Here is a 24,735-nt window from a genome sequence, read left to right as displayed (position 1 = left end):
GAACTTGGGTGACTCCTGGCTGCACCCGCCGTGGTGCCTACGGGTGCTATCCCCCGACACTCTCATGGTCGGAGTGACTGGTGCACTGGCCTCGTGCTCGGTCGTGGAGCGTGATCACTCCACCGCGACGGTCGGTCAACTACGACCCGGAGCTCACCGGCCGAGGATCCGCGCTGGCGATCCCCACTGTGTACTTGGCTGCGGCTTCAGCGAGTCGGCGGTCCCAGGTCGAGCGTGAGCGAGGCAGCACGTAGCTCAGCGCAATGATGGCGCCGATGATGATCGCCGATGGCCAGCGTCCTGCTTGTGTCTCGAGGATCACGGCGATGGTGCAGACGACGATCCGGATCCGCCAGGCGAACTGGACCAGTGGGATCCAGGCGAGGCGGCGTCCGATGTGGTGGGCGAGACCGCGGACGAGGTTCCACGGGATGGTCCAGAGTGTCCAGAGCAGGTCGAAGCGGGTGTAGCCGTGGCGGAGGCGTCCGACGCCTTGGGCGATCAGCTCGGCGACCTGATGGGCGGCCATCTGGTTGGTGCAGTAGACGGCCACGACGTCTCTGCGCAGGAGGACGTGCTGGCGTCCGGCGGTGCCGACGGGCGCACCGTGGCTGACGATCCGCAGCCGGACGCCGTCGGCGTCCAAGCGGTGGGTGGCGATCCGCCACGCCACGGCCAGCCGCGGCGCCTCGGCAGGGGTGGCACGGCGGGCCCGGTACAACACCCGGACGGTGAGATCCTCGCCGAGCCCGGCCGCGAGCACCACGGCGAAGATCAGGCCTCCGACCGTGAGCACGAAGCCGGCGACCGGCGGCAGGACGGCGATGATCACCAACCAGAGCAGGCTGGCGATGATGAGGTCGGGGATCACGACTGCGGCCTTGAGTAGTAGGCCGAGGGCGTTGGCGCGCGGCGGCGTTGTCGTGATCGGGTCGCTCATCGCGGGTCGTCCTCGTCGTCGAAGAGGGTGGGATCCCCCTTGTCTTCGTCGTGGTAGCCCTGCTCGCTGATGGCAGCCTGCGCGGCTTCGAGGAGTTCGCCGAGTTCGGCGGCCTTGCGGAGGGCCTGGTTGAGCAGGAGGGTGGCCTCGAGGACGGAATCGACGGGATCCCGGGCGTCGTAGACCCGGTACACCTCCAGCGACTTCTGGAGTCCGCGCGTCAGCTGGGCCAAGGCCTGCGGCAGCAGGTGACCGACACCCTTCAGTTCGCCGAGGACGCGATACACCGTGGGCGCCGGGATGGGGCCGTGGTCGGTGAGGTGGTTGATCGCGCGGATGGACTCGCGGGCCACCTCGGGCCAACCGGCCACGTACTCACCCTGGTCGTCGTAGCCGACCAGGCAGCGGCCGCCGTGAACCAGGTTCTCGACGTTGGTGATGACGTTCACGACGGGTCTCCGTCGGGCTGGAGGCTGGCGAGCCGTGCGGCTTCCTTGGTGGTCGTCTGACCGTCGGTCCAGGTGACGATCTCGGTGATGGTGAGTCCCTCGGCGATCATCGACCGGATCGCGGCGCCGGCCTGCTGCTCGAGAGCGTCCCGCTCGCGCACGGCGACGATCAGGGCAAGGGCCGCGGCGTCCAGACGCTTGTCACGCTCAGCAGCCCGAGCGCGCCGCTTCGCCTGGGCGGCGATCGCCGCCTGCCGTGCAGCGCGGCGGATCGACTGCCCACTTGTCTTGGTGCCTGCCATGTGATCACTCCTGGGGTGGTGGTCCTCTCACCCTCCAGAAGTGATCAGAAGCGCCCTTCGCGGACACCAGGCCGCGACTTTGTCAGGTCTCTTCGGTCTGCATGGACGCCGGGGTGAGCAGGCTGCCGGCGACCAGTTGGAGGCTCGCCTCGCCCGGGGCGTCCGAGACGGCGACCTTGCCCCACCACTTCCCGTCCCCGCCGCGCACCCACGCGACCAAAAGTCCGGCCTGGCGTCCCGAAGGCGCCTTCACCCACACGTGACGGGCCGGATCCACAGGCCGATCCTCCGGGACGGCGCGGGTCATGGCCGCCACGCGCTCGCCGAGGTTCCCAAACTCGGAGTCGATCCTGGACGACATGGGCTCCAAGGTAGGCACGCACGCTGACATTCAGCGCTGGGCCGCTCGCAGGCGTGCCCCCGGTCCGTCAGGACGACGCGGCATTCTTGGACCGCGGGAACGCTTCGTGGAGCTGCCACTGAAGCTCGGCGATCCGGTCAGCGGCGAGCGGTCCGGGCGCGGTCAGGAGTTTGGAGAGCTTCTTCGGCCACAGCACGCCCACGTCCCGGACCGTGAAGTCACCACCGAAGACTGGCCAGTCGGCGTCGATGAAGCACAACATGCCCCGCACGGACACGTCCGCCTGGTCGGCCAAGGCAGCACGGACGAGCCCCACCTGCTTGTCGACGCCATCGACCAAGTTCGTCCGGTCTCGACCCCCGACCATCAACAGCTCAACGCGGGGACGCAGGATGCCGCCCTCAACCCTCAGCTCCGGCCGGCGATCCACGTACCGCTTGCTGTCCACCACGAACACCCCCGACGGGCAGATGACCAAGTGGTCGATGTTCGCCTTCGTCCTGGGGATCCTCCGGTCGTGCAGCACGCGCAGCTCAGGGCCGGCGATCCGCTCCAACATGCCGCCCAGCGCCTGCTCGCCATCCGCGCCGCTCGACCAGGCCCGCGTCGACTGCGGGTCATCGAACACGGCGAGCAGAAACTTGCCGATCACCGGATGGTTGGCCTGCACCCGCTCCTGCCTGGCGTCGTGCCGCCGCCGGAACTCGTGGGCCGCAGACGCACCGGCCACCCCGTCAACCACGCCCAGACCCTGCTCGGCCGCAGCCATCGCCGGAGGGTCATCGACGAGCGGCGGTCCCGGTGGGACCGACACGACAGGAGGAACATCAGGCACCGCCGCCGTCGGAGGATCCGACTCCTCCAAAATGACTCCAGAGGGGGCAGGGGCCAGAGCGTGGGCTGCCGGCGCACTGAACTGCTCCGCCCGCCAGCGCGTGACTGCGTCAGCCAGGGCGGAGTGCAGATCCGGCGTCGCGGGGTGGGCCTCATCGGCGACGAGATCCCACCAACCCACGTCGGCCCCGCCCTCGTCGTCCTTCACATAGAGCCGGTCCTTGCCATACCGCCGCCAGCGGGTCACCACCATGCCTCACCAGCCTGCCATCCCCACCAGCCGCCCTCGAATCCCGAAGGCCCTTGGCCCGACATCACCGTCGCCGGCCATGTCCCTGCCGCGTACAGCAATGTCCCAAGTCGCACACACCTAGTGCACCCAGGTCGGGACTGTCCCGAAACTCGTCGGACCAATTTCGCCGAAAGTGTCCCCGGAGAGGCTCAGAAATCACTTCTGGAGGGTGTGATGAGTCTGCACAAGATCACCGCCGGATCGGGGTACGACTACCTGACCCGGCAGGTCGCCGTGCAGGACACCACCGAGAAGGGCCACCTCGGACTGGCTTCCTACTACACCGAACGCGGCGAAACCCCCGGCCAGTGGGTGGGCTCCGGCGTGGCCGGCATCGATGGTTTGGATGCCGGCGATGTGGTGACCGCCGAGCAGATGCAGAACCTGTTCGGCGCTGGCTTGCACCCGCTCGCCCAGCAGCGGATGGACGCCCTCCACGGGCCGGGCCTCACCGAGGCCGACTACCTGGCGGTGTCGCGGCTGGGGTCGCCGTTCAAGATCCACGCGAACGACGTGTCCCCGTTCCGCGTTGAGGTCGCCAAACGGCTCGCCGCGCTCAACTTGTTGGAGGGGGCGCCGGCGCGCTCGGCGGTCGCCGCCGACGAACGCGCCAGGATCCGCACCGAGGTGGGGCGGGAGTTCTTCCGCGCCGAGTTCGGCCGCGACCCCGTCGACGCGCGCGAGCTCGCCGGGTTGATCGCGAAGCTGTCCCGGCCGCAAACCACTGCGATCGCTGGCTTCGACCTGACCTTCTCACCGGTCAAGAGCGTGTCGACCCTGTGGGCGCTCGCCGACCCGCACACCGCGGCGATCATCGAACGCGCCCACCACGCAGCCATCGCCGACGCCCTCAAGCTGATCGAGGACCACGCCCTGTTCACCAGGACCGGCGCGAAGGGCGTCCGTCAGGTCAACGTCCGGGGGCTGGTTGCGGCAGCGTTTACCCACCGGGATTCGCGGGCAGGTGACCCGGACCTGCACACCCACGTCGCCGTGGCGAACAAGGTGCAGACCCTGGACGGTCGTTGGTTGTCGATCGACGGCCGGGTGTTGTTCAAGGCGAAGGTCACCGCGTCCGAGACCTACAACACCGCCTTGGAACGGCACTTGGCGGACGCGTTGGGGGTCCAGTTCGTCGACCGCACTACCCAAGCTGGACGCCGTCCCGTCCGCGAGATCGACGGCGTCGACCCCGCCCTGAACCGGCGCTGGTCCGCCCGTCGGCGCAGCATCGAGCAGCGCCAAGCCGAGCTGGCTTCCGAGTTCCAGGCCGCGCACGGGCGTCCGCCGACCGCGATCGAAACCCTCGCGCTGGCGCAGCAGGCGAACCTCGAGACCCGGCAGGACAAGCACGAACCCCGCACCCTCACCGAACAACGCACCGCGTGGCGCACCCAAGCCGAGCAGGTCTTGGGCGGACCGGACGGCATCCGGCGGATGATCCACACCGCCCTCCACCCCACCCGCTTCGCGGGTCCGATGCTGGATGACGCGTGGTTCACGGGCACGGCGGCGTCCATCGTGGCGACTGTGGAGGGGTCGCGGGCGACGTGGCAGTCCTGGCACGTGCGCGCCGAAGCCCAACGCCGCGCCCGAACCGCCAACGTCCCCACCACGCTGTTGCAGGCGACCGTGGACCGGCTCGTCGCCGTCGCGCTCGCCGAACACTCGACGCCGCTGGCTGTCCCGGACGACGGCGTCCGCGAGCCGGCGGTGTTGCGGCGGGTGGATGGGCAGTCGGTGTACACGGTCGCGGGGGCCGAGTTGTTCACGTCGCCGCGGATCCTCGCCGCCGAACAGCGGCTCGTGGACGCCGCCGCCCGCCGCGATGGAATGGTCGTCGACGAGGCCACCATCGCCGTCGCCCTCCTCGAAAGCACCGCGAACGGGGTCGAGTTGAACGCCGGGCAGGTCGCCCTCGTCCGGGCGATGGCCGGCTCCGGCGCCCGCGTCCAGGTCGCGATCGCCCCCGCCGGCTCGGGGAAGACCACCGCGATGCGGGCCCTCGCGACGGCGTGGACCGAAGCCGGCGGCACCGTGTTGGGCCTCGCACCGTCCGCAGCGGCAGCGGCCGCGCTCGGGGCGCAGATCGACTCCCACACCGACACCCTCGCCAAACTCACCTGGTCGATCGACCACCAGCAACTGCCCGACTGGGCCGCCCAGATCGGCCCGAAGACGCTCGTGGTGATCGACGAAGCCGGGATGGCCGACACCCTCAGCTTGGACGCCGCCGTGGCCCACATCCTGGCGCGCGGGGGCAGCGTCCGGCTCATCGGCGACGACCAACAACTCGCCGCGATCGGCGCCGGCGGCGTCCTACGGGACATCGCCACCAGCCACGGCGCCGCCCGGCTGAACGAACTCGTCCGCTTCGCCGACCCCGCCGAAGGCGGCGCCAGCCTCGCCCTGCGCGACGGGCAGACCGAAGCATTGGGCTTCTACCTCGACCGGCAACGGGTTCACGTCGGTGACCTGGCGACCATCACCAACCAGGTGTTCGACGCCTGGCAAGCCGACCGCACCGCCGGGTTGGACACGATCATGCTCGCCCCCACCCGCGACCTGGTCGCCGAACTCAACACCCGCGCCCGCACCCACCGCCTCCACGACAGGGCGCCGGGGCGTGAGGTGGAGCTCGCCGATGGGCTCACGGCGTCGATCGGGGATGTGATCATCACCCGCACCAACGACCGCCGCCTCCGGGTCAGCCCCACCGACTGGGTCAAGAACGGTGACCGCTGGACCATCACCGGCATCACCCCCACAGGCAGCGTCCGCGCCCTCCACACCCGCAGCCACCTCAGCGTGATGCTGCCTGCCGACTATGTGGCCGCGTCGGTGGAACTCGGCTACGCGTCCACCGTGCACACCGCCCAAGGCGTGTCCGTCGACACGATGCACGGCGTGGCCACCGGCACCGATGGCCGCCAACAGCTGTACACGATGCTCACCCGCGGCCGGCACGCCAACCACGTCTACCTCCAGGTCGTCGGCGACGGCGACCCCCACACCGTGATCCATCCCGACACCGTCCGGCCGCCGACCGCCACCGACGTCCTCGAACAGATCCTCGCCCGCGACACCGCCCCCACCTCTGCCACGTCGCTGCAACAGCAACTCGAAGACCCGCGGCTCCGGCTCGGACAAGCCGTCGCCCGGTACACCGACGCCCTCACGGTGGCCGCCGAAGACCTCGCCGGTGACCTTGCCGTCCGCGCCCTGGAGCGTCAGGTCGACCAGATCCTGCCCGGCGTCCCGTGGTGCGACGCCTGGCCCGCGCTGCGTGCGCACCTGCTACTCATCGCCGCCGACGGTCACGACCCCCTCACCGAACTCCGCACGGTCGCCGCCAGAACTGACCTCACCGGCGCCACCGATCCCGCGGCCGTCCTCGGCTGGCGGCTCGACCCCACCGGACTCCGGAACACCACCCCAGGCCCCCTGCCGTGGCTGCCCAGCGTTCCCAGCCGGCTCCGCGAACACCCCGAATGGGGCACCTACTTGGACGCCCGCGCCCGCCTGGTCGCTGACCTCGCCGACACCGTCCACCAGCAAGCGCTCACCACCCCGAACCGGACGCCGGCCTGGCTCGCGGCCTGCCTCGGGCAGCCGACCGGACAAACGATCGCCGACCTCACCGTGTGGCGGGCCGCCATGAACGTGCCGGACACCGACCTCCGGCCCACCGGCGAACGGCAATTCGCCACCGCTGCTGCTCGCTGGCAACGCCACCTCGACCGCCGCCTCACCGGCGACCACCAGCCCGCGATGACCGAATGGGGCCCCCTCCTCCACCAGCTGGCCCCCCACGCGACCGGCGACGCTTTCACCCCCATGCTCGCCAGCCGGCTGGCGCAACTCTCGGCGTCCGGCTTGGACGCCCGCCGCCTGCTGCTCACCGCCGCGAGCGAAGGGGACCTGCCCGACGACCACCCAGCCGCAGCACTGTGGTGGCGGATCGCCCGACACCTCACCCCCACCGTCAGCGCCGCCCTCGACACCGACCAACCCCTCACCACCGCGTGGACCGGCTCCCTCGCCGACACCGTGGGCGCGGACCGGGCCGCCGAACTCCAAGCCAGCCGCTGGTGGCCCGCCCTCATCACCGCCGTCGACCACGGCATCCGCCAAGGCTGGACCGCCACCGACCTCCTGTCAGCAAGCACCAACGGCGACCGACAGGTGGACGACTGTCTCGCCCTGGTGTGGCGGATCTCGACCCTCACCGACCTCACTCGCGCGCGCGACGACGTGCCCGAACCACCGCACCCCGACGACGAGCCGCCCGCCGACCTGTGGGAAGGCTTCGAACTCGCCCATCCGATCCTCATCGGCGACCCCGCTGAACACGACGAACCACTGGCAGTCGATCCCACTGGCGAGGCTCCGGTCGCCGCCGAAGAGGAGGACGATGGCGGTGCCAACCTGTGGCTTCAGGCGATGATCCGCGACAGCCTCGGCCTGCCCGAGCCCACCGACCAGGACACCCGCAAGATGTTCGAGCGCGCCGACGCCTGGCGCGACTGCCCCTCCACCCCCGGAAGAGTCGCCGAGATCAACCGGCTCACCGCGGACTTCTACGCCGACCGCCTCCCCGGCTCGTGGGCCCAGCCCTACCTCGAGTCACGGTTCGGCGTCGACCTCACCGGCCACCCCGACCTGGAACCGGGCTACGCCCCCGCAGGGTGGACCACGCTTGTCCACCACCTCCACGCCCTCGGTGTCACCGACGCCGAGATGCTCACCGCCGGCGTCGCCACTCAAGCCTCGACCGGAAGCCTCATCGACCGGTTCCGCGACCGGGCGGTCTTCCCGATTCGCCACGACGGCATCGTTCTGGGGTTCGTCGGACGCCGCCACCCTGCCCGCACCGACAGCGACAAGAGCGGACCCAAGTACCTCAACACCAGCGAAACGCCCCTGTTCCACAAGGGCGACCAGCTCTTCACCACCGGACCACTCGACCCCGACGTCACCCCCGTCATCGTCGAAGGCCCGATGGACGCCATCGCGGTCACCGTCGCCACGAACGGCCGGTACATCGGCGTCGCACCCCTAGGAACGTCACTCACCTACGAACAAGCCGCACAACTGCGCCAGGTTGGGCATCGGACGCCCATCGTCGCCACTGACGCAGACCTGGCCGGCCGTGTCGCCGCTGAACGCGACTACTGGATCCTCGCCCCCTACGGCCACGACCCCCGCTACGCCGCCCTGCCCGACCGCACCGACCCCGCCGACCTGGTAGCCACCGGCCGCGGTGATGTTCTCACCGCCGCGCTCGCCAACGCGAGGCCGCTCGCCGACCACGTCGTCGACGAACGCTTCGCCCACCTCCCCCCGCACGAGGCCGCCATCGACGGGCTCCGCGTCATCGCCGCCGGCCCACCCGAACGCTGGGGGACCGGAACGCAGGACATCGCCCAACGACTCGACCTGCCCGCCAGTGTGCTCCGCTCTGCCCTCCACGACCTCGTCAATCCCTGGAACCACGACCCCCGAGGAACCGCTCAACACGCGCTCCGCGACATCAACCAGGTCAAGAACAGGCTCGCACAGGCTGAAGCCCAAGGTGTCCACGAGACCGTGACCAGCCGTCCCAGCAGCCTCATTCACCCCCGTGGAATCCCTGCGCCGGCGCCAGCGCCCGCACGCGGCGTCGACCGGTAGAGGACTCGCAGTGACGCCGGCATGGACGGCGCTGAAAGCGTGCACTCGCCAAGTGGCCAAGAAACTCCCGAACATGGGGACGACAACTCAGGAAATGTCCCGGTGGGGGCCAAGTCGAGTTGACACACTCACACGTCATCACCCCAGGTGCTACCAACGACCTGACAGCAGCTAGATGATTTCATAACGCGCCAGAGATGGCGCCGGTCCACCGCTAATGCGCAAGCACCGCACCAGTGGGATCCAGACCGCCGAGGGGACCTGACACGCCTCACGGGGCGCACCTCTCGCTGAGGGGTCAAGCGCTTCCCATTTGGCGGTCGTGCGAAGACAAGAGCATCTCGGCGACCATAGTCGCCTGTCTGATCATGAACCGCGCCGCCTCGACCGACACGCCGCTAGGCAAGGTACGGCCGTGACCCGTGCCGTGATCGTTGCGCAGTTCGTTGATTGCCTCCACCACGGTCCTGATGGCTTGGTAGACCTTGCGCAATTGCTTGCCGCCCTCTGTGGTGGCGTCCACCTGGGAGGGCATGACACCGAGGAGGTCCATGCTGAGGGTCATCACCTCGGGAAAGTCGATTCTCCGGTCCGGCATCCGCCCGTTCTCCTCCAGAACGAACTTCCCGACGGATTCGAGCAGTTCCTTGGCCGTACCGAGCAACAAGGCGGCGTCTTCGGTGTTCCGCCGCAAGCGGTTGAGTTGATCGTTGAGAGCCTGACGGTCGCCCACCTCCAGGTCGATGTTCCCCACGGGCGCCAGACGGCCTTCGTGGTCGAGGGACCAGCCACGCTGCAACAGGGCGCCCCTCAACGAGGCAACCTCCATCTGGAGTTCCACATCGCCGAAATGCCCGCCACACGATAGATGCTCAGGATCTCGTCCACCAGACGGCGTCCCAGTGTGGGCTGCTTCCAGACCTTGCGCGCTGCCTCTGTGATGCGCTCCACCTTGTTTAGCTGGTCCAGGGACCCTCCCGTGTACGGAGTGAGGCCAACGATCCCTGCCGCAAGAAGGGCCGAGGTAAGCGAGGAGTGTGACGGCCCGCGTCCGCCTCTGACAAAGGCCGTCAGCGCCGCGACAACTTCGCCATTGATCGGATTCTCCATGGCTCCACAGTAGGGCCGCGGGATGGAGGCCGGTCGCTCGGCTGTGGCGCTCACGACGCGCGAAACACACTGCATGCTCGCCCGACAGCGGACGTCCGGGGCGGCCCATTACCGTCCGAGTTCGCGTAGCGGGGATGACCAGTGAACGTCCCTACGGCTGCGCCTGTCCGGTCCCTTTCTGGAGTGTGGGCGGCTCCGTCGCGCGGCTGTTTGTGGTGCGACTGCGGCCAGGATCACCAGCTCAACGAAGACGACGTGGCGTGTCAGGCGGAAGACCTGCGGGGCGACCTGCCGGAATGGCTCACGCACGCCCAAGTGATCGCGGTGGCCGCCGAACTGTGGCAGTTGAAGTCCGTGTGCCGGTTCTTCACGACGCGTGCTGAAGACGCCGCGCGTTTGGTCAACAGTGAAGTCGCCGACTATCCGCTGCCCGAGGCGCTGGCGATCGTGAAGGCGTTCACGGACCCCTGGTGCGGTGCCCCGATGAGGAGTGCCAGAGGGGCTAACTGTGACTACCGGTTCTGTCGGTCCTGTTCGGTAGCGTGTTCTGTGAGGCGACGATCAGGGGTGTCAGAATGAAGTTATTCAGTCGCAACTGCGGCGACGCACATGAGGGTGGGGCGGCGGAAGAGGCAGGGTCTCGGCCAATCAAGCCATCGCCCGATCACGCGTGGAAGGCGCTCACGATCACCAACGAGTGGATTCGGCATGCAGACGCGAAGACCGGCATCACGCTGGCGTTTGTAGGAGCGACAGCGACGGCGCTGTTCAACGTGGCGCACGCGCTGGAACGCTGGACGTGCCTGCTGACGGTCACGGTCACTTTGGGCGTTGTCACACTACTCACGGCAATCGCGAGCGCGGGACTGGCCCTTCTGCCTCGCGTGCGCCGGCACGCTCCGAAGGGGGCCGCTGAGGAGTCGGTCGAACCGGAGGATGCCGTGAGCCTGCTGTTCTTCGGCGACGTGACCATGCACTACGGGGCTGATCGGCCTACGTTCAGGGAGGTGTTCGCGACCCTCACCTCCGACCCAACACGCCTGACCCGCCAGATCGCAGATCAGATCCACGCGAACGCGCACGTCGCCACCACGAAGTTCACGTGGGCGAACCGCGCGATCAAGTTCGAGCTGGCCTCGGCCGTCTGTTTGGCGGTCACGGCGCTCCTCTACGCGACGGGATGGTGACCTGGTGGACGGCAACTTCAAGAGCTACTCCTATGAGGCGAGTTCGGCCCGGATTGCTGACCTTCTCGACCAGCCGGCAGGGCAGTTCGAGGAGACCGACGCGCTTCCCGACCGGGACAAGCTGACCTACACAAACGGGTTCTACGCGTATTGCTCGGCCGTGTTTGTTGACATTCGGGGTTCGTCCGGGCTGACACAGAGATACAAGCGGCCCGTACTTGCGAAGTTGTACCGCTCCTTCATCTCAGAGATGGTCGCCGTCCTGAACAGCGATCCGTTCGTGCGCGAAGTGAACATCGTCGGGGACTGCGTGTGGGCCACCTACAACACTCCCTACAAGCGGGACATCGATGACCTGTTCACCATCGTTTGTCGCGCCAACACGCTCCGCAAGCTGTTGAACAAGCACCTACAGAAGCGCGGCTACGATGCGCTCAAGTTCGGCATCGGCGTCGACTTCGGTCGTGCCCTCATGATCAAGGCCGGCTACGACGGCAGCGGCCTCAACGACGTGATCTACATGGGCGACGTGGTGAACCATGCCGCGCACCTAGCCCACAAGGCTGGTCGCGACTGGCAACCGCCCATCTGGGCCGGCTCGGTTTTCGCCGGAAACCTCAACGACGACAACAAGAGATGGCTGACTCAGCGCTACGACCCCGAAATCGGAACCGTGTTTACCGGAGACGTGATCCTCACCGAGATGAACGACTGGATCGAGGAGACGTTCGCCTAGAAGTCACTGCCGGGCACGTGACAGGACTGCTCGACCAGCTCTGACGTACGGCTGACCCTTTCGACGCCGCTCGCGGTGGAAGCCCGCCGCGCGCCGAACCCGGAGGACGTTCCGTCAGTCAGCAGCAACAACATGTCGATGGCGACCCCCGAGGACCAGGAGGGCAGAGGGCTGTCCGCCGCTGCATCTAGCCCGCCGGACTCCTTCCTAGGTCGCCCCGCCGAAGAGGGGCTGTCGGTTGGGACTGCTGCACGTCTTGGTGACAGGTTGGGTTAGGCGGCTTGGTCGGCTGGTGTGGTCATGATGGTCTCGAACTCGATGGGGGTCAAACGTCCCAGGCGGGCTTGTCGTCGGCGGCGGTGGTAGGTCCGTTCGATCCAGGTCACGATCGCGATGCGGAGGTCGTGGCGGGTGTGCCAGCGGTGTCGGTCGAGGACGTTGTTCTGGAGCAGGGCGAAGAAGGATCCATGGCGGCGTTGTCGCCGGCGGAGGCGACCTGGCCCATCGAGCCGGTCAGGTCGTGACGACGCAGGGCGGCCAAGTACTTCCTGGACCGGAATTGACTGCCCCGATCGCTGTGCACGATGCAACCGGTCACTTTGCCGCGGCGGGCCACCGCCATGGCGAGGGCGTCGACCGCGATGCGGGACTTCATCCGGTCACTGATGGAGTAGCCGACGATCCGGTTGGAGTACACGTCCTTGACCGCGCACAGGTACAGCTTGCCCTGGCCGGTGCGGTGCTCGGTGATGTCGGTCAGCCACAACTGGTTCGGCGCTACGGAGGTGAAGTCGCGCCGTACGTGGTCGTCGTGGGCGGGCGGGCCCGGCTTCTTCCCGTTCGTGCCGCGCTTCGTGCCGAACACGCTCCACCACCGGTTGGCCGCACAGATCCGCCACACCCGCCGGTCGCAGCCGGTGTGGCCGGCTGCACGGACCTCATCGGCCAGCAGCCGGTAGCCGAACTCCGGATCATCGTGGTGGGCGTCGAACAACGCGTTCGCCAGGTGCGCCTCATCGAGTTCCCTGACGGTGACCGGACGGGCGAGCCAGCGGTAGTAGGGCTGGCGGGCGAGCTTGAGGACCCGACACGTCACCGTGACGGGGATCTGGTCAGCAGCGAGCTCCTTCACGAGCGGGTACATCATTTTCCCGGCAAGTTGGCCTGCGACAGATACGCCGCCGCCCGACGCAGGATCTCGTTCTCCTGCTCCAGCAGCCGGTTACGGCGCTTCAACTCCCGCAGCTCGGCCGACTCCGCGCTGGTCACACCGGGCCGGTGGCCGTCTGCGACATCAGCGCGCTGCAGCCAGTTCCGCAGACACGACTCACTGATCCCGAAGTCCTTGGCGATCTGGGCAATCGGAGCCTCGCCACGACGGGCCACCGCGACCACGTCGTCACGGAACTCCTTCGGATGGGGTCTGGGCATGGTCAACATCCTTCCAGCAGGACCTCTCGGCCCCACAGATCGAATGTCACCTCCTCGTGCAGCAGTCCCAAACAGGTCAAACGCAGCGTAAACCAGCAACATCAGCTGTCCGCTGAGAGTCAATCAGACCAGCTCGCCCCGCCCGCGGAGAGACGGGGCCACCGCGAGGGCCCCCAGCACGAGAGTGCGCTCAACAGGCGTCGCAGACCGCACCCCGAAACGGAGGCGCACCATCGGAGGGGTTCGACTCGCCGAGACCGCCAACCCCGCGAGCGCCGGTCCAACGATCACCAACCACGGCTGCACTGCGACAAGGATGATCCAGATCCCTGTGCTCACCAGCACCGGCGTCAGTTGAGCGAGCAGGTAGGCGCTTACCCAAGACATGCCCGACATCTTCTTCCGCTCAGCGGCCATCGCCGGGGGCCTGCTCGCTCAAGAGCGCCAGCCGCGCGACTTCCTTCGAGGTGAGTGCACCGCCAGTGGTGTCGACCACTTGGGCGTGACTCAGACCGAGTGCCAGCAGCTGGCCGATGGAGGCTGACGCCGCCGCGTCTCCGGCTTCGACCGCCAGGTCCCGCTGCGCGAGCGCGTAGGTCAGGTCGTAGATGCAGGACTCGATCTGCTTCTCCCGCTCGGCCTGGCGCTGCCTCCGCACCCGCAGCGCCTCCAACGCCGCCTGCCTGGCGGTGATCCGTTCGCCTCGTCCCATCGTGGTTCCTCCTTGATTGCTGGCTCACCTCCCTACGTGGACACCCCCGTGCCCCCGGCCACCCACCGATCGCCATCCCCAGCCCGAGCCGACCTCAAACCGCCATCCCCAACACCCTGGGACTTCCAGTCGCCACGACCAGTCCCCACGTCCCCCCATTTCGATCTGACAAGCTCGTACGTCACACCTCGCGCTGCTCGCGGCCCGGGACTGCGCCGTGTGGCTCCTGACCGAGGTGCGCGAGGACACGATCCTCCCCGGGTTCCACGCCCACCTCACGTCGGCCTCGATGCGGCGCCGGACGCGCTGGGCCGGCGTCTTCTCCCGCACGCCACTCGAACCGTGGCCCGACCCGCACCCCGCAAGTGCTGCGGCCCGCACCGCGGGCCTGGGCGTGGTCAGCAGCGTCCTCCCCTGGCGCAGCTGCGGGTCGGACCCGTGGGGCGAGGGTTCCGTGGGCGAGAAGACCACCCGTGCCCTGGCCGTGCTGGCCGGCTCGTTGCCGGACGGCCCCCTCGTGTGGGGTGGCGACTGGAACCATGCCCTTGCGGGTCCCGAGCGCGCCGGGAGCGGGACGGGGAGGGCGGCCATCCGCGAGGCGCTCGACCGGTGGCACCTGGCGCCCGCCACGACCCACCTGCCGCACGCCCTGCCGGGCCTGTCGAGCATCGATCACATCGCGCTGGCCGACCACGTCGGCGTCACCCGTGCTGCCCGGGTCGTCGCCCAGGACTCCAGGGGCCGGCGGTTGTCGGACCACGACCTCTACACGGTTGAGGCCGACCATGTGGTATCGATCCCCTATTGTCGCTAGGGTCTCTTCATGGCGACCCTTGACGGCCCTTGGCAACGTCTCAACTCACTCATCCCCACCCCGGCGTCGGTGGCTCCGGGCTCAGGGACAACCACCCTCCCCACTCAGCCGCGGGTGACAGGTCCGACGGACTGGGTCACCTTGGCATGCCGCCTCCTGAGCGCCACCGGCGCCCGCCCGAGCCCAGACGCGGAGGCGAACGCGGGCGCGGAGATCACCATCCGGGAGGCGGACGGGATAGGTTCGGGAGCGTACCGGCTCAGCGTCTCGAGCGCGGCGATCACCCTCGACGCCGCCGACCCAGCCGGCGTGATCCACGCGACCCAGACCCTGCTCCAGTTGTTGCACCCTGCGTTCGCCGCACCCGCAGGGCCACCGAGCACCTCACGCGACCTGCCCTGTTGCGAGATCGAGGACGCCCCGGCCCACAGCTGGCGCGGCGCCCACGTGGACGTGGCGCGGCACTTCCACCCGTTGCCCTGGCTCTTCACGTTCGTGGACGCGCTGGCCGCCCACAAGTTCAACGTGCTCCACCTGCACCTCACCGACGACCAGGGGTGGCGCTTCGAGGTGACCAAGTACCCCCGCCTCACCGAGGTCGGATCCCACCGGCCCGGCACGCGGTACCCCAGCTGGGCGGAACACGACGGCATCCCTCGCGGCGGGTACTACAGCCAGGCACAGCTCCGGGGACTGGTCGCCTACGCCGAACAGCGTGGGATCACCATCGTGCCCGAGATCGACGTGCCCGGACACGTCCGGGCGCTGCTGGCCGCCTACCCGCAGTACGGGTGGGGCGAGGGCCAGCCCGTCGCCACCAACTTCGACGTCTTCCCCGAGGTGCTCTGGCTCGACGACAGGGCCGTGGCCCTGGTCGAGGACATCTTCACCGAACTCCTCGACGTCTTCCCCTCGGAGGTCATCCACATCGGAGGCGACGAGTGCCCCAAGCGCCAGTGGCGGGACAACCCCGACGCCGATGCCCTCGCCGCCTCACGCGGCCTGGCCGGTTTCGAACAGCTCCAGCGGTGGTTCACCCTCCACCTCCGGGACTGGCTGGCCGAACGCGGACGACGCGTGATCGGGTGGGACGAGATCCTCAACGACGGGGACGTCGAGGATGCCATCGTCATGAGCTGGCGCGGCACACGCCCCGGCAAGGAAGCGCTGGCTCGCGGCTACGACGTCGTGATGGCGCCATCGCCGCTGTTGTACTTCGACTCCTACCAGTCCGACTCCCCCGACGAGCCCTACGGCCGCGAACCCGTCCGGACGTGGGCCGACGTGGTCGCCTTCGACCCCGCCGAAGGGGTGGCGGACGAGGACCAACCTCACCTGCTCGGCGTCCAGGGACAGGCCTGGTCGGAGTTCTTCCCCACGGTCGAGCACGTCGAGTACATGGTCTGGCCCCGGCTCTGCTCGCTGGCGGAGGTCGCGTGGCGCGGCCAGGCCGACCCGGTCACGTTCGAGCCCCGCCTGCGCGCCCACCTCGAGCGCTTGGACGCCCGCGCGATCAACTACCGCCCGCTCGACGGGCCCCATCCCTGGCAGGCGGGGGGAACGGGCGCTCGACAGCGCGAGCCCTGGTGAACCTGTCCGGGATCGAGGTACTGACGCCGGTCGACGGCGCCAGCAACGGCGGGCGTTGGGCGGGCTCCGCCCTCGGCGCCCGCCTCGAGGTGGGGTCCGACGAGGCGACAGGGCCCGGCCGCCGCCTGGTGAGGCGCCGCGACCGCACCACGGGGCTGGTGGCCGAGAGCGTCATCACCCGACACGGCGACGCGGACCTCGTCGAGACCTCGCTGGCCCTGGCCCTTGACGCCCCCGACCCCCTCCCCCTCTGGGGTGCCACCAGCGCAGTTGTCGCGCTCCCGTCCGGCCCGCTCCAGGCGCTGGTGGCCGCGTCGTCCTGGTCGTCGGAGAACCGGTGGTCGGCGACCGAGGTGGGGCCTGGTCGGCCGCTGCGGCTCGTCTCGACGGGCTCGTGGTCATCGGGGACATGGGTGCCCTGCGGGGTCGTCGCCGGTCCCTCGGAGGCGATCGCGTGGCAGGTCGAGCACAACGGCGGCTGGTCGGTCGAGGTCGACACGGTGCCGGGCAGCACCGAGGCCTACTTGGCCCTGGCAGGGCCGGACGCCGAGCGGCATGGCTGGTCAGCCACCCTGCTCCCCGGCGACAGGCTCGAGCTCGTCCCGGTGCTCGTCGCACGCGCCGCCACGTGGGAGGAGGCGCTCGCCGCCCTCCACCGCGCGCGTCGCGCCCGCATCCGCCACACGGCCCCCGGGACCGGCGTCACCTACAACGACTACCTCGGCACCTTGGGCGGCGACCCGAGCGAGGACGCGCTGTTGCCGTTGGTCGACGCCGCGGCCGACGCCGGGTGCGACACCTTCGTCGTCGACGCGGGGTGGTTCGACGATCGATGCGACCTGCCGGGCGGCTGGTGGACCACGTGTGGCGACTGTGTGCCCTCACCGACCCGGTTCCCCCGGGGCCTGGGGGTGGTCGTCGATCGGATCCGCGCACGGGGGATGACGCCGGGCCTGTGGCTGGAGCCCGAGGTGGTCGGCATCCGCTCCCGGGCGGCCCGCGACCTCCCCGCCGAGGCCTTCTGCACCGTCGGAGGCGTCCGGGTCCGCGAACGTGGCCGCTACTTCCTGGACCTGCGGCGTCCCGCCGGCCGCGCGCACGCGGATGCCGCGGTGGACGCCGCCGTCGCGTTGGGGGCCACCCACGTGAAGCTCGACTTCAACACCACGCCCGGGCCGCTCCCCCACCTGCTGGAGCTGAACCGCGCGCACCTGGCCTTCCTCGACGGCATCCGGGCGCGGCACCCGGACCTCGTCGTGGAGAACTGTGCGGCGGGCGCACAGCGGGCCGACTTCGCGGTGCTCTCCCGCTGCGACCTGCAGTCCACCTCCGACCAGGAGGACCCACTCCTGCAACCCGCGATCGCCGTCGGCGCGCTGGCCCACCTCCTCCCCGAGCAGGCCGGCCAGTGGGCCTCGCCGCAGGCGGACTGGCCACCAGAGCTCGTCGCGTTCGCCGAAGTGACCGGCCTGGCCGGCCGGCTCTACCAGTCGGGCCCGCTGCCCGACCTCCCCGATGCCTCCCGGTCACTGGTCGCCGAGGCGGTCGCCCTGGCCCACGAGATCGCACCGCTCCTCGCCCATTCGGTTCCCCGCTTCCCCCTCGGCCTGCCCGACGGACCACAGCCCTGGACGGCGGTGCTGCTGGACGCGGGCGACCGGGCGCTGCTCTACGCCTGGCGCCGGCCCGGGGCTCCGGCCGGGGTCACCCTCCCCCTTCCGTGGCAACCCCACACCGTCGAATTCGCCTACCCCAGGGACCTGGCACCGTGGACGACCGGGCTCCGACGGGCCGGCCTCGAGGTGACCGCGACGGGCCCGGCTCTCGGCGCCCGGGTCTGGCTGCTCAGCCGAACGGCGTGACCTCGAGGCGGGCGCGTGCCCGCCGCCCACCCAGCGTGACCACCGCGTCCACGGAGTGGTCGCCGTTGCGCCACCCGAGGCGCACCTCCCCGGGGCGGACCTCCCACGCGAACTCCCCTGCCAGGGCCGGGTGCGTCGTGACGAGGGACACGAGGTCGCGCATCGAGCGCACGAACGGGGTGTCCAGCCGGACGCGGAGTTCCTCGGGCGTGACGTGGTGGCGGTTGACGTCGCGACCCTCGCCGGAGCAGAGCCACAAGGCCTCGTCGTCACCGATCCCGAGCAGGCCCAGGTAGTAGACGTGCGCGGGGCCCGGCAGGAGCAACTGGACGACCCGGAGCGCGTACAGGGACTCGAGGTCCTCGCCCAGCACTCCCGCGAACGTGGCGTTGATCTGGTGCGGCATCCGGTTGAACTGCGGCACCACGGACGCCCGCCCCGAGCGACCACCGGTCAGGGCCGCAGCCGTCGCGATGATCGCTTCGGCCTGCTCGTCGGTGAGCAAACCCTCGCCCCCGCGGCCGGCCAAGGCGTCGACGACACCGATGCCGTCGTGGGTGTCTAGCACCGACACCGAGTTCGGCGGACGCATCGCCAGCCAGCGCCCCAACGGAGCCGTGTCGCCCGTGTAGGTCGCGTGCAGCAGCAGGGGCGGCAGGGCGAAGTCGTAGACGAGGTCGGCGATGCCGGCGAGTTGGACCTGGTGGCCGACATGGGAGTGGACCTCCACCAGGACCTCCAACCCAAGCGCATGGCAGGCTGCCACGGCGTCGGCGACGTAGGCGAGACTCGCGTCGGTCATGAAGGAGTTGGTCCCCGGTGTCTTGACGGCGTAGCCCACGGCGTCCAGTCGCACCGTCGACACGCCGCCCGCCCTCAGTGCCTCCATCACCGAGTCCAGGTAGTGCTGGGCCGCCGGGTGGAAGACGTCGATGTCGACCTGGGTGGGCTGGAAGGTCGTCCACACCAGCCGCCCCACGCCGTCGGCGCGGCGGTACGGGGTGAACGGAAGGCCCGGACGCGGCCGGTAGAAGGAGGCGATGTCGGCCTCGCGGCCGCCCTCGGGGAAGACGGCGTCGAACGTCAGGTACATGCCGTCGTGCTCGGAGGCCTCGCCGTGGGCCAGCCAGTCCTGGAACTCGGGGGCGCGCCACGAGGTGTGGTTCACGATGAAGTCGCAGGTGACCTCGCGGCCGTCGGCGGCGATCGACCGGATGTCGTCCCACGAGCCCAGGCGGGGGTCGACCACCCGGTGGTCGCTGGGGTCGAACCCCGCGTCCGGGCCGTCGAACGGCGTGAAGAACGGCAGCACGTGGACGCCGTTGAACTCGGGGAGTTCCTCAGCCAGGACCCGGCGCAGGCCCGCCAGCGAACCGGCCAGCCGGTCGGCGTAGGTCAACAGCGAGACGGTCTTCATGGCTGCTCCTGACAAGGCGACAGGGAGTGTGGCATCGTTCCCATATGCGTCAGTCTCCCGTCGCCACGGTCGCGCCGTCAACGGTCGGCGACCGCCTTCGCGAGGCGGCGTCCGAGGTCGGGCTCGACCGCCTCGGGATCCTCGCCGAGGACCGCGACGTCGTCCGGGGCTGGCTGCTGGCCGTGGCCGCGGACCCTGCCGAGCTGGAACACGTGGCCGCCCTGCGCGAGGCGGTGCTGCTCCCCGCCCTGGGGGCTTGGGACGGCCTCGAGGACCGGCCCGCGTTCCCCGACGACACCCGCACGCACCCGCTGGGTCGGGGCGTCCTGCCCCTGTGCGCGCTGGCCGCCACGGCGGACGACGCGGTGGCCGAGCTTCACCGCAGGGGCGTGCCGGACGCCGTGGGCGCCCGCGCCCTGACCGACCTGGGCCAGCAGGTGGCCAAGGACCGCAGGGTCAACGGCACCACCGGGCTGCACAACCAGGACTGGCTGCGCGTGGTGTGGTCCGGGGGCTTCCTGTGGGTCGGACGCCTCCAGTTCGAGCCGGCCCTCTCGCGCCTCGGGGAGCCCGACGGTCCGCAGCGCCGGGTGCTGTCGGTGCACATCCCCGCCACGGGGCCGCTCGACCCGGTCGCCGTCGACTCCGCGTTCACGGACGCCACCGCGCTGTACGCCCGCCACTACCCATACCTCGGGCCCGTCGAGGCGTTCGTCTGCCACTCATGGCTGCTCGACCCGGCCCTGCCCGGGCTGGTGCCGGGCAGCAACGTGGCCGCGTTCGCCCGGCGGTGGACCACGTGGCGGTGCACCGACGGGGACCGGGACGCCTGCTACTTCGCGTTCGACACCGAACCCCCGCCCGGCGCGTTGCCCGACCTCGACGCGCTGCCGGGCGACTCCATGCTGCGGCGCGCGCTCCTCGCCCACTGGCGCACGGGCGGGCACCTGCGCACCTGCTCCGGGAGGGCCGTCCGGTGACCACCACCCTCCGCGTCGGCGCCGTGCAGTTCGAGCCCCGCCCCCTCGACGTCGGCTACAACCTCGCCCGCGTCGAGCACTTCGCCCGGCGTGCCGCGGCCGAGGGCGTCCGGATCGTGGCCTTCCCCGAGATGTGCCTGCTGGGCTACTGGCACCTGACCAAGAGGCCCGCCGCCGAGCTGTGGGCCGTCGCCGAGCCGGTCGACGGGCCGTCGGTGGGCCGGGCCGCGGCGTTGGCGTCCGAGTTGGGGATCGGTATCGGGGTGGGCTGGCTGGAGGCGGCCGGGGATCGGCTGTTCAACAGCTACGCGGTGTGCCTGCCCGACGGGGCGGTGCACGTGCACCGCAAGCTTCACGCGTTCGAGCACGAGGCGATCAGCTCCGGCAACGCGTACACGGTGTTCGACACGCCATGGGGCGTCCGGGTGGGCGTGCTCATCTGCTACGACAACAACCTCGTCGAGAATCCGCGGGCCACGGCCCTGCTGGGCGCGCAGATCATTTTGGCGCCGCACCAGACCGGCGGCACCGCCTCGCGCAGCCCGCGCGGGATGAAGGTGATCGACCGCGCCCTGTGGGACGCGCGCGCCACCGACCCCGGGCCGGTGGAGGCCGCGTTCGCGGGCCGGGACGGCCGCGGTTGGCTGATGCGCTGGCTGCCCGCGCGGGCCCACGACAACGGCGTGTTCTACGTGTTCAGCAACGGCGTCGGCATCGACGATGACGAGGTGCGCACCGGCAACGCCATGGTGATCGACTGCTATGGCGAGGTCGTCGCCGAGACCGGGGTCGCCGCCGACGCCCTGGTGGTCGCCGACTGCGACCTGTCCGAGATCCCCCTGTCGAGTGGACGCCGATGGCTCGCCGCGCGGCGTCCGGAGTTGTACGACGTGCTGCTCGCCCGCCGCGGCGACGAGCGCGACCCCCGCACCGCCCGATTCTCCACCGATCCCCTGACCTGAGAGGCACCGCACCATGCACCACAACCTGTCCGACACCCCGCGGCGCATGCTCAAGGCGCTGGAGCTGCGGCTCGTCCCGGCCATCTACACCTCACGCACGCCGGTGAGGATCGAAGCCGCCGAGCTGCCGGGCGAGCCGATCGGGTTCGCCGAGGCGTCCGGGCTGGAGTACGCGCCCTTCGAGCCGCTCACGTGGTGGGGCCGCCCCTGGGGCACCACGTGGTTCCGGTTCACCGGCGAGGTTCCCGCCGCGATGGCGGGGCGCCGCGTCGACCTGCTGGTGGACCTCGGCTTCAACAAGGGCGGCCCCGGCTTCCAGAGCGAGGGGCTGGCCTGGACGCGCGACGGCGTCCCGATCAAGGGCGTCGAGCCGCGGACGGCATGGATCCCGATCGCGGAGGCGGCCGCCGGCGGCGAGGACGTGCACGTCTACGTCGAGGCGGCGTCCAACGCGCGGTTCACCGAGGAGGTGTCCAACCCGAACGGCGACCTCGCCACGGCGCACCGCCGGCCGCTCTACCAGTTCACCGGCGCCGAGCTGGGCGTGTTCGAGCCCGAGGTGTACGGCCTGGTGCTCGACATCGAGGCCCTCATGGCCGCCGTGGCGGAGCTGCCCGCACGCTCGTCGCGGCGCCAATCGGTGCTGCGCGCCCTGGGCGCCGCGCTCGACGTGGTCGACCGGGGTGACGTCGTGGCTGACGCCGCGGCGGCCCGGGCGGAGTTGGCGGGTGAGCTGGCCAAGCCGGCCGCGGCGTCCGCGATGGAGGTGACCGCCGTCGGCCACGCCCACATCGACACGGCATGGTTGTGGCCGGTGCGAGAGACGATCCGAAAGGCGTCCCGGACGTTCAGCAACGTCTCCCGCCTGCTCGACGAGCACCCGGACGCCGTGTTCGCGTGCAGCCAGGCCGTGCAGTACGACTGGATGAAGCAGCGCTACCCCGCGATCTACGACCGAATGCGCGCCCACGTGGCGGCCGGGCGCTGGGTGCCCGTCGGCGGCATGTGGGTCGAGTCGGACGCCGTGATGGTCAGCGGCGAGGCGCTGGTGCGCCAGTTCCTGGAGGGACAGCTGTTCTTCCGCGAGGAGTTCGGCACCACCTGCGAGGTGGCGTGGCTGCCCGACTCCTTCGGCTACGCCGGGGCCCTGCCCCAGATCTGTCGCCTCGCGGGCACGAAGTACTTCCTGACCCAGAAGATGAGCTGGAACACCACCAACGTGTTCCCGCACTCGACCTTCTGGTGGGAGGGCATCGACGGCACCCGGGTGCTCGCCCACTTCCCACCGTCCGACACCTACTCGGCGTCGTTCCTGGGCTTCGAGATGGCCAAGAACGAGTCGAACTTCAAGGACCTCGGGCACGCCACCCACGCGCTGATGCCGTACGGCTACGGCGACGGCGGAGGCGGCCCCACCCGCGAGATGGTGGAGCTGGCGAACCGGATGGCCGACCTCGAGGGGTCTCCGCGGGTGGTGCACCGCGACCCGCTGGCGTTCTTCCGTGCCGCCGAGGAGGAGTTCGCCGACGCCCCGGTGTGGGCGGGCGAGATGTACCTGGAGTTCCACCGTGGCGTGTGGACCACCCAGTCGGCCATGAAGCGCGGGAACCGGCTCATGGAGCAGTTGCTCGTGGAGGCCGAGGTCTGGTCGACGCGCGCCGCCCTGGACGGGCTGCTCGACTACCCCTACGACAACCTCCAGCGGCTCTGGCGCGAGATGCTGGTGCTGCAGTTCCACGACATCCTGCCCGGCTCCTCGATCGCGTGGGTGCACAACGAGGCGCGGGACGACTACGACCGCCTGGTCGCGGAGACCCGCGTCATCATCGAACGCGCGGTGGGCGCGTTGGCGGCGTCGAGCCGGGCGCCTGAGCCCGTCGAAACCCCGCCGGCTGACCCTGTCGAAGCCACGCTCACCTTCAACGCGTCACCCTTCGCGCGCGATGGCATCCCGGCGTTCGGGGCGGGTGTGGCGGAACCGGCACCCGCGGCGTCCGTGCGGGTGGACCGGGAGGGCGAGCGGGTGGTGCTGGCCAACGACCACGTGCGGGTCGTGGTCGACGCCGACGGCACGCTGGCGTCGATCGTGGTGGACGGCCGCGAGGTGCTCGCCGGCCTAGGCAACCACCTGCACCTGCACCCGGACCACCCGAACCGCTTCGACGCCTGGGACATCGACGCCTTCTACCGGCACGCGCGCACCGACCTCGACGGGGTCGACGCGCTCGAGGTGCTGGACGACGGCGTCCGGGTGCGCCGGACGCACGGGGAGACCTCGATCGAGCAGACGATCCGGCTGGCTCCGGACGCCGCCCGACTCGACTTCACCGCGGACGTCGACTGGCACGAGGACGAGATGCTGATGAAGGTGGCGTTCCCGCTGGCGGTGAAGGCCACCCACTACGCGGCCGAGACCCAGTTCGGGCACGTGGTGCGCCCCACGAACGACAACACCTCGTGGGAGGCGGCCATGTTCGAGGCCTGCGCCCACCGCTGGCTGCACCTGGGCGAGCCCGGCTTCGGCGTGGCCCTCACGACCGTCGGCACCTACGGGCACGACGTGTCCCGGCCGCAGACGGGCGACCAGCGCGGACCCGGGGCCACGACCGTGCGACTGTCTCTGCTGCGCGCGCCGAAGTACCCCGACCCGCAGGCCGACCGCGGACGCCACGCGTTCGGCTACTCGCTGGTGCTGGGTGCCACGATCGCGGACGCCGTGCGCGCCGCCTGGACGCAGTCGGTGCCTGCCCGGCCGGTGGCGGGTTCCGGCGGGGTCGAGCCCGTGGTCACGTCGTCCAACCCGGACGCCGTGGTGGCGGCCGTGAAGCTGGCCGCCGACCGCTCGGGTGACGTCGTGGTGCGCCTGTACGAGTCCTCCGGTGGGCGGTCGGTGACCACGGTCACCCCCGGCTTCGCCTTCGGGTCGGTCGAGGTCGTCAACCTGCTCGAGGACGCCGACCCCGAGGTCGCCGCCCTGGCGCCGCTCGAGCGCGTGGACGGTGGCGTCCGGCTGGCCCTCAAGCCGTTCCAGGTCGTGACGTTGCGCTTCCACTGAACTCTGGGCCCGGAAGGATCTGCCGAAC

Annotated in this window: 18 protein-coding genes and 1 pseudogene; 9 read left to right on the top strand and 10 right to left on the bottom strand. The window is 70.2% G+C overall.

The window, feature by feature from the left end; translation table 11 throughout:
* Positions 1-139 precede the first annotated feature (139 nt).
* The 5 genes from AC5YDV_RS14605 to AC5YDV_RS14585 all read right to left on the bottom strand — a co-directional run bounded on the left by AC5YDV_RS14605 (position 140) and on the right by AC5YDV_RS14585 (position 3,139).
* Positions 140-940 (bottom strand): hypothetical protein, encoded by an 801-nt coding sequence (locus tag AC5YDV_RS14605; protein ID WP_496184216.1) that lies wholly within the window; start codon positions 938-940, stop codon positions 140-142.
* Complete coding sequence (locus tag AC5YDV_RS14600) at positions 937-1,389, bottom strand: hypothetical protein (protein ID WP_496184215.1); 453 nt, start codon at positions 1,387-1,389, stop codon at positions 937-939. Before AC5YDV_RS14600 ends, AC5YDV_RS14605 begins: the two co-directional genes overlap by 4 nt.
* A complete protein-coding gene (locus AC5YDV_RS14595) occupies positions 1,386-1,691 on the bottom strand; it encodes a hypothetical protein (RefSeq protein WP_496184214.1) in 306 nt (101 codons plus the stop codon). Before AC5YDV_RS14595 ends, AC5YDV_RS14600 begins: the two co-directional genes overlap by 4 nt.
* An 82-nt stretch (positions 1,692-1,773) precedes the next feature.
* Complete coding sequence (locus AC5YDV_RS14590; protein ID WP_496184213.1) at positions 1,774-2,052, bottom strand: hypothetical protein; 279 nt, start codon at positions 2,050-2,052, stop codon at positions 1,774-1,776.
* A 67-nt stretch (positions 2,053-2,119) separates the two neighbouring features.
* The gene (locus tag AC5YDV_RS14585; RefSeq protein ID WP_496184212.1) at positions 2,120-3,139 is read right to left on the bottom strand and encodes a nuclease-related domain-containing protein; all 1,020 of its coding nucleotides are present in this window, start codon (positions 3,137-3,139) and stop codon (positions 2,120-2,122) included.
* 213 nt (positions 3,140-3,352) lie between these two features.
* On the opposite strand from AC5YDV_RS14585, the gene mobF reads away from it, so the two are divergent.
* The gene (mobF, locus tag AC5YDV_RS14580; RefSeq protein ID WP_496184211.1) at positions 3,353-8,851 is read left to right on the top strand and encodes a MobF family relaxase; all 5,499 of its coding nucleotides are present in this window, start codon (positions 3,353-3,355) and stop codon (positions 8,849-8,851) included.
* Between the two features lie 298 nt (positions 8,852-9,149).
* Here mobF and AC5YDV_RS14575 read toward each other — a convergent pair whose 3' ends face one another.
* Both AC5YDV_RS14575 and AC5YDV_RS14570 read right to left on the bottom strand, forming a co-directional pair.
* Positions 9,150-9,680, bottom strand: coding sequence for an abortive infection family protein (locus AC5YDV_RS14575; RefSeq protein ID WP_496184210.1), 531 nt, complete (start codon positions 9,678-9,680; stop codon positions 9,150-9,152).
* Positions 9,662-9,961, bottom strand: a complete 300-nt coding sequence (locus AC5YDV_RS14570) for a hypothetical protein (protein ID WP_496184209.1) — start codon at positions 9,959-9,961, stop codon at positions 9,662-9,664. The genes AC5YDV_RS14575 and AC5YDV_RS14570 overlap by 19 nt, the downstream gene beginning before the upstream one ends.
* A 542-nt stretch (positions 9,962-10,503) precedes the next feature.
* Between AC5YDV_RS14570 and AC5YDV_RS14565 the strand changes: the two genes are divergently transcribed.
* A complete protein-coding gene (locus AC5YDV_RS14565) occupies positions 10,504-11,148 on the top strand; it encodes a Pycsar system effector family protein (protein WP_496184208.1) in 645 nt (214 codons plus the stop codon).
* Between the two features lie 4 nt (positions 11,149-11,152).
* The gene (locus AC5YDV_RS14560) at positions 11,153-11,884 is read left to right on the top strand and encodes a hypothetical protein (protein ID WP_496184207.1); all 732 of its coding nucleotides are present in this window, start codon (positions 11,153-11,155) and stop codon (positions 11,882-11,884) included.
* A gap of 272 nt (positions 11,885-12,156) precedes the next feature.
* Here AC5YDV_RS14560 and AC5YDV_RS14555 read toward each other — a convergent pair.
* Together AC5YDV_RS14555 and AC5YDV_RS14550 are read right to left on the bottom strand one after the other, a co-directional pair.
* Positions 12,157-13,315 (bottom strand): annotated as a pseudogene (locus AC5YDV_RS14555) (IS3 family transposase).
* 406 nt (positions 13,316-13,721) lie between these two features.
* Positions 13,722-14,027, bottom strand: a complete 306-nt coding sequence (locus tag AC5YDV_RS14550) for a hypothetical protein (RefSeq protein ID WP_496184206.1) — start codon at positions 14,025-14,027, stop codon at positions 13,722-13,724.
* Between the two features lie 217 nt (positions 14,028-14,244).
* On the opposite strand from AC5YDV_RS14550, the gene AC5YDV_RS14545 reads away from it, so the two are divergent.
* The 3 genes from AC5YDV_RS14545 to AC5YDV_RS14535 are packed head-to-tail and all read left to right on the top strand — an operon-like array spanning position 14,245 to position 18,293.
* Complete coding sequence (locus AC5YDV_RS14545) at positions 14,245-14,841, top strand: hypothetical protein (RefSeq protein ID WP_496184205.1); 597 nt, start codon at positions 14,245-14,247, stop codon at positions 14,839-14,841.
* A 9-nt stretch (positions 14,842-14,850) separates the two neighbouring features.
* Positions 14,851-16,431 carry a beta-N-acetylhexosaminidase gene (locus tag AC5YDV_RS14540; RefSeq protein ID WP_496184204.1) on the top strand — a complete coding sequence of 527 codons (1,581 nt, stop codon included), beginning with the start codon at positions 14,851-14,853 and terminating at the stop codon, positions 16,429-16,431.
* Complete coding sequence (locus AC5YDV_RS14535; protein ID WP_496184203.1) at positions 16,428-18,293, top strand: glycoside hydrolase family 36 protein; 1,866 nt, start codon at positions 16,428-16,430, stop codon at positions 18,291-18,293. The genes AC5YDV_RS14540 and AC5YDV_RS14535 overlap by 4 nt, the downstream gene beginning before the upstream one ends.
* Here the strand turns inward: AC5YDV_RS14535 and AC5YDV_RS14530 are convergent.
* On the bottom strand, positions 18,277-19,710 hold the full coding sequence (locus tag AC5YDV_RS14530) for an alpha-amylase family glycosyl hydrolase (RefSeq protein ID WP_496184202.1): 1,434 nt from the start codon (positions 19,708-19,710) through the stop codon (positions 18,277-18,279). The two genes, AC5YDV_RS14535 and AC5YDV_RS14530, sit on opposite strands and share 17 nt — an antisense overlap.
* Positions 19,711-19,754: 44 nt before the next feature.
* Between AC5YDV_RS14530 and AC5YDV_RS14525 the strand changes: the two genes are divergently transcribed.
* From AC5YDV_RS14525 to AC5YDV_RS14515, 3 genes are read left to right on the top strand one after another with little or no spacing between them, the layout of a single operon-like run.
* Complete coding sequence (locus AC5YDV_RS14525; protein WP_496184201.1) at positions 19,755-20,690, top strand: acyltransferase domain-containing protein; 936 nt, start codon at positions 19,755-19,757, stop codon at positions 20,688-20,690.
* Positions 20,687-21,652 carry a nitrilase family protein gene (locus tag AC5YDV_RS14520; protein WP_496184200.1) on the top strand — a complete coding sequence of 322 codons (966 nt, stop codon included), beginning with the start codon at positions 20,687-20,689 and terminating at the stop codon, positions 21,650-21,652. Before AC5YDV_RS14525 ends, AC5YDV_RS14520 begins: the two co-directional genes overlap by 4 nt.
* Positions 21,653-21,665: 13 nt before the next feature.
* Positions 21,666-24,707, top strand: a complete 3,042-nt coding sequence (locus tag AC5YDV_RS14515; protein WP_496184199.1) for an alpha-mannosidase — start codon at positions 21,666-21,668, stop codon at positions 24,705-24,707.
* The last annotated feature ends 28 nt before the right edge of the window (positions 24,708-24,735 follow it).

The sequence above is a fragment of the Propioniciclava sp. LT432 genome (assembly GCF_059515965.1).
The sequence above is the reverse complement of the archived record's forward strand: the minus strand, read 5'-3'. Positions and strand labels throughout refer to the sequence as shown.

Bases quoted from the DNA above. Each gene is read 5' to 3' on its own strand.
- AC5YDV_RS14605 (WP_496184216.1), bottom strand. From the start codon at position 940: ATGAGCGACCCGATCACGACAACGCCGCCGCGCGCCAACGCCCTCGGC.
- AC5YDV_RS14595 (WP_496184214.1), bottom strand. From the start codon at position 1,691: ATGGCAGGCACCAAGACAAGTGGGCAGTCGATCCGCCGCGCTGCACGG.
- AC5YDV_RS14590 (WP_496184213.1), bottom strand. From the start codon at position 2,052: ATGTCGTCCAGGATCGACTCCGAGTTTGGGAACCTCGGCGAGCGCGTG.
- AC5YDV_RS14585 (WP_496184212.1), bottom strand. From the start codon at position 3,139: ATGGTGGTGACCCGCTGGCGGCGGTATGGCAAGGACCGGCTCTATGTG.
- mobF (WP_496184211.1), top strand. From the start codon at position 3,353: ATGAGTCTGCACAAGATCACCGCCGGATCGGGGTACGACTACCTGACC.
- AC5YDV_RS14575 (WP_496184210.1), bottom strand. From the start codon at position 9,680: ATGGAGGTTGCCTCGTTGAGGGGCGCCCTGTTGCAGCGTGGCTGGTCC.
- AC5YDV_RS14570 (WP_496184209.1), bottom strand. From the start codon at position 9,961: ATGGAGAATCCGATCAATGGCGAAGTTGTCGCGGCGCTGACGGCCTTT.
- AC5YDV_RS14550 (WP_496184206.1), bottom strand. From the start codon at position 14,027: ATGGGACGAGGCGAACGGATCACCGCCAGGCAGGCGGCGTTGGAGGCG.
- AC5YDV_RS14540 (WP_496184204.1), top strand. From the start codon at position 14,851: ATGGCGACCCTTGACGGCCCTTGGCAACGTCTCAACTCACTCATCCCC.
- AC5YDV_RS14530 (WP_496184202.1), bottom strand. From the start codon at position 19,710: ATGAAGACCGTCTCGCTGTTGACCTACGCCGACCGGCTGGCCGGTTCG.
- AC5YDV_RS14525 (WP_496184201.1), top strand. From the start codon at position 19,755: ATGCGTCAGTCTCCCGTCGCCACGGTCGCGCCGTCAACGGTCGGCGAC.
- AC5YDV_RS14515 (WP_496184199.1), top strand. From the start codon at position 21,666: ATGCACCACAACCTGTCCGACACCCCGCGGCGCATGCTCAAGGCGCTG.